Below are 2983 nucleotides of genomic sequence, written 5' to 3'. Positions count from 1 at the left end.
GAAAAAGTTGGATAACCATATCGGAGCTATCTGGTATTTCATTCATCACTATAACTCATCCTTACTTGTGTAGGACTACCCCCAAATCTGAGGGGGTAATGCAGCAACCGCCACGCAACCCAAGGGAACCGTTAATCTCAGGAAAACTGCTACAGCGGATTTTGGCAATTTCCGTTTTTAACTGGATTCTAATTTTTGGTTTCTTCGAGGGGGTACGTCGAAACACGGGAGATGTCACCTTGGCGCGAACGATGGCAATTCAAGCTTTGGTTGCAGCCAGAATCGTGTATTTGCTGAGTATCAGCCATTTAGGGAAAGCGATCGCGCTGAAAATCCGTGGTAGAAAAGTTTCTATTAGTGGTACAAAGGCGATCGCGCTGGGTATTCTTGCCGCAGTCTTATTGCAAATTGTTTTCAGTCAATGGAGCGTCATGAATAATTTATTTGCTACTGCACCGTTGAATTTAGATCGGTGGTTAATCTGTCTGCTGCCTGCTTTACCGATGATTCCTTTGGCTATTTTGGTTAACTGGATCGATCGCCCTGAATAACATGGAGATTCTGTGGAGCGTTGAGCCAATTATTTTTGTCCAAAGATGGTTTGGCGAAAGCTGGAGTTGGTTTTTTGAAACTATGACGCAACTCGGATCGGGTGGAGGAATTGCGATCGCTTTCGCTTTAGCATTTTGGCTCAAGGGTCGAAAGCTGGCTTGGAGCTTAGCGAGTGCTGTTATTTTTGTGACAGCGATAAATGCAGCGATCTGGTCGTTGTTCTACGTACCGCGTCCGCAGCATCCGCAAATAAGCGTCTACAAACAGCTAGACGTGTCATCGTTTCCGAGCGGACATACCGGAACTGCTACGATGCTTTGGGGATCTTTGACTGTATTAAGTTATCTGCCAGCAGTCATTACAGTCTGTATTGTGGCGTTAGTCATGCTATCGCGCATATATCTGGGCGTACATTATCTGATGGACTTACTAGGCGGTTTAGCGATCGGGCTGATTTCACTATTTATCTATCAGCGGTTGTTACCCGTACTGGTACGCTGGTTTTCTGGCAGAACATTTCATTTTTTCCTAGTTTTGAGTTTTGCATTACCAATTGTGGCATTTCCCGCTGCCGATGCCTTTCCCGACGGTTGGGAGGTTTTTGGTGCTGCTGTTGGTGTTGCAATTGGAATGCCATTAGAATACTGGTACGTCAGATACCATCCTGCCCAGGTATCGTTACAAAAGCAAGTCGTGAAAGTAGCGATCGGTTTAGGAGTGCTGGCGGGGATTGTGTTTGTGGCTCGTCTCATAAGTAGTAACGAATTACCACGCGATCTGATCGCTTATGGTTTAGCAGTGTTTTGGATCGTATTCCCAGCACCAGCACTATTCGCTCGCATGGGATTATCGAGAACTGTGGAGCAACGCTTGCGATAACTTTCTTTCTCCCTTGTTAAGGGGGGTTAGGGGGGATCGAGATTCTGATTCCAGCGCGTAACTCCTGCTGAATCTAAAATAACTACATCTGACAACCTGGACTTTCAACTCCCTCCTCAAAGCTGAATAATTCAATGTGCTTCGGATTATTCATTATCTCTTTTGCTGCTAGCAATCCGGCGATCGTCCAAGTTTGATAAGTTCTCGCTTCTTTGCCGATCAAGCGCCCATTTTTACCGTCATAATATTCGGGATATTTATCTTGAACCAAGCGAGTTTCAGCCAGCGCGATCGCTCTAGTCGCTAGTTCTATTCGTCCTGTTTTTTGGGCTGCGGCAGCAAATAACCATAGTATTGTAGCCCAACTACCGCCATTATGATAAGACCAAGGGAGATTTTTGGGATCGCATCCAGTCACGATCCGCCACTCTAATCCTTCTACAGCGGGAAAGCAAATTTTCAAAGGCATAAATCCAATTAGATCTTGCCAGCGTTGTTCAAATAAATCCATAATCTTTTGAGATTCTGCTTCGCTTGCTAAAGAAACTAGAATTGCCAGCAGATTTCCCAATGAAAAGAAGCGAAAATCCATCAGTCCTGGACCCAGATTTCCGGCTAAATAGCCTCCGGTTTCGGGCAACCACTCGGTTAACCAATTGGGAATTGATTCGGCATAAATGTTGAATTTATTCGCAACTTCTTGACCGAACTCATCACTTTTATAGCGGTAAATTTCATTTAACCGTTGCAAATCTATCCAATAATATTCGCGGACGTGGTAATTTAAAGCACCAAGTCGCTGCTTGACTGCATCAAGATAGCGATCGCCGCCATTTTCTGGCAACAACAAATCTTTTACAGTCCGCAAAGCCGCATAGAATAATACTTGAATTTCTAAAGGATGCCCGTCAACCCCCATGCGACGGTCAATCATAAACGAGCCATCGAGAACTGGAAGAGTAGGATACATGGCGAACCGATGCACCAAACATAAATCGAGAATCAGTTTTATTCCCTCTTGAAATTCTGGCTGATGAGCTAATTCAATATCTCCTGTGGTTTTGATATAAGCTCTTAGTAATAGCAGCCACCACAGACAAGAATCGACAGGAGGAACGCGGGCGATCGCGCTTTCGCCAAAATCAGATTCTATATATTCTTTGTCGCCGTCATGTTCCACCTTAAAGCTAGCAGGCATTAAGCCTGGTCCTGGCGCAAAGCAATCCATCTCGCGATCGTGATTTTGTTGCATGGCTAGCGTTTCGATTAAGAAATTACGCACGATTTCTGTTTTGCCATGCATCAGAAATACTAAGGCTGAGGGGACGAAATCGCGGATGAAACACTGGTCGTAGTTGAGTGCTTCTAGTGCTGGATCTTGAGCCGCCAGCGTGCCAATTGGTCGTCCTTGATAGTAGATGATGGAGTCTTCTAGTAGTTTCCAGGCTTCTTTTTCCCACATAGTTTTGTTTTGATAAACGTGAGTTCGACGGCTCAAAAAATAGTAGGAGGTAGAGCTGGCAAGCCATGAGGATGGATATCTAAAGACGGC

General features: G+C 45.0%; 3 protein-coding genes. 2 read left to right on the top strand and 1 reads right to left on the bottom strand.

The features are described 5' to 3' along the window. Together DSM107010_RS37490 and DSM107010_RS37485 are read left to right on the top strand one after the other, a co-directional pair. On the top strand, window positions 1–551 hold a 551-nt coding region (locus tag DSM107010_RS37490; RefSeq protein WP_199756051.1), incomplete at its 5' end, for a cation transporting ATPase C-terminal domain-containing protein. Between the two features lies 1 nt (window position 552). Further along, a complete protein-coding gene (locus DSM107010_RS37485) occupies window positions 553–1431 on the top strand; it encodes a phosphatase PAP2 family protein (protein WP_127025383.1) in 879 nt (292 codons plus the stop codon). Window positions 1432–1513: 82 nt separating this feature from the next. On the opposite strand, the gene DSM107010_RS37480 is transcribed toward DSM107010_RS37485, so the two are convergent. After that, window positions 1514–2893 carry a glycoside hydrolase 100 family protein gene (locus DSM107010_RS37480; protein ID WP_015156189.1) on the bottom strand — a complete coding sequence of 460 codons (1380 nt, stop codon included), beginning with the start codon at window positions 2891–2893 and terminating at the stop codon, window positions 1514–1516. Between the last annotated feature and the right edge of the window lie 90 nt (window positions 2894–2983).

It is taken from the genome of Chroococcidiopsis cubana SAG 39.79 (genome assembly GCF_003991895.1).
Lineage (GTDB): Bacteria > Cyanobacteriota > Cyanobacteriia > Cyanobacteriales > Chroococcidiopsidaceae > Chroococcidiopsis > Chroococcidiopsis thermalis.
The sequence above is the reverse complement of the archived record's forward strand: the minus strand, read 5'-3'. Positions and strand labels throughout refer to the sequence as shown.